The following is a 1,815-nucleotide window of genomic DNA, read 5'->3' as shown; positions in this document are numbered from 1 at the left end:
GATCGCGGTGATCAGCTTGACCACCTCGCCGATCTGCTGGGCGGCATGCGACAGCTTGCCGATGCGACCGTCGGTCTCCTTGGCCTGCATGACGGCAGCCTCTGCGATGCGGCTGGAATCGCGCACCTGGCGGCCGATCTCCTCGACCGAGGCCGAGAGCTCTTCGGTTGCGGTCGCCACCGACTGCATGTTGGAGGAGGCCTGCTCGGAGACGCCGGCGACCTGGCTCGACAGGCTCTGGGTGGTCTCGGCGGTGCGGGTCAGCGTGGAGGCCGCCGATTCCAGCTGCACGGCCGAGGCCGAGACGTTGGAGACGATGGCACCGACCGCGCTCTCGAAATCGTCGGCAAAGCGGATCAGCTCGGCGCGGCGGCTGGCGGCCTGCTCGCGGTTCTGCACTTCGCTCGCGGCGGCGTCGCGCTCGGCCTTGGCAACGGCCTGGATCTTGAATTCCTCGACCGCGCCGGCCATCTCGCCGATCTCGTCCTTGCGCCCCAAGCCGGGCAGCACGACGTCGAAATTTCCGGAGGCGAGCTCGCGCATCGCCTTGCACATCGCGATCATCGGCCGCGAGATGCCGTTGCCGAGCCACAAGGCCAGCACGATGCCGACAGCCAGCCCGCCGAGCGCCATCATCAGCATCAGCTGCTCGGTCTCTCCGATCGTCGCATTGGCGCTCGCCTCGATGCGTTGCTGGTCAGCGGTCAGATCCGAACGCAGCTCGGCCGAGAGCTTGAGGATGGTTGCCGCAGTCTTGGTCATCTCGCCGTTCAGCTTGACGACGACCTTCACGTTCTCGGTGAGCTTTGCGAACGAGGCGCGGTATTGCTTCAGGAGATCGCCGATCTCCTTGACGCGATCCGTGATCTTCTGGTCGTTCGCGTAGACGGAGACCAGCAATGTCTCGAGGAACTTGATGCGGGCGATCACGCCGTCGGCGGTCTTCGGCTCCGGCTTGGCCACGAAGGCGCTGACCGAGGTGGAGACCGCCAGATATTGCGAGGTGATGTCCTTGGCCGTGGTCTGCACCGAGGCGAGGCCCGCCAGCGCTGCGGTGTCGGCGAGATCGTCGAATTTGAATCGGATCTTGTTGCCGACACTGTTGAGCTCGTCGGCCGCGATCTTGCCGTTCTCGCGCGTCAGCGCGATGATCTCGCTGAAGACTTTCGTAAAGCTCTGGAATTCGGCTTCGAGCTTGCCGACCTGCTCACGGCGGGCCGCGCCAGTCGTCGCAGCCATCGACTTGGCGATCGCGTTCTTCAGATTCCCCTCGGCAGCCTTGGCCGCAGTCTCGTCATCCAAGGCGCCGGTCAGGGTATAGGCTCGGGTCAGCCCCTGATAGGCGATCAGCTCGCGATCGACCGTCCGCGCCTGGTCGGCTTCCGCTACGCTGGTGCGGTAGGATGCCACGGCGCCTGCGATCCGCTCGAAGCCGAAATAGGCGAACGCCATGCTGCCGGCGAGGATGGCGAGCACCGCCACGAAGCCGAGGATGATTTTTGCGCGAAAGCGCAGCGTTGGCAGCTTCGATTGCCTCGACTTCGATTGGCTCGACTTGGACTTCACCGACATTCCCCCACCCCATTCCATTCGCGGAAAACCAGGCGCAGCCGGGAAGCAGCCCGCGTCCCGACTCTCCCGCACGTTACGGGGCAAAGGATAAGCTGTGGTAAATTTGTGGCGCCGCAACTGACGGTTAGGCGACGCAGGGATTTGTTAAGGCGCGCCTTCCTACGCCGCCCGGATATTGCCCATGAAGCGGTCGAGCTCGGCGCGGAGACGGGTGCTTTCGCTCGATAGCGTCTTGGCCGAGTG

1 protein-coding gene is annotated in these 1,815 nt (G+C 64.6%); it reads right to left on the bottom strand.

From position 1 onward, the window contains the following. The coding region (locus XI05_RS00430; protein WP_271497799.1) for a HAMP domain-containing protein at positions 1-1,572 on the bottom strand (1,572 nt) is incomplete at its 3' end. Positions 1,573-1,815: the final 243 nt, after the last annotated feature.

Source organism: Bradyrhizobium sp. CCBAU 11357 (assembly GCF_028128865.1).
Classification (GTDB): Bacteria; Pseudomonadota; Alphaproteobacteria; order Rhizobiales; family Xanthobacteraceae; genus Bradyrhizobium.
Note: the sequence above shows the minus strand (reverse complement) of the source record. Positions and strands in the feature narration are given on the sequence as shown.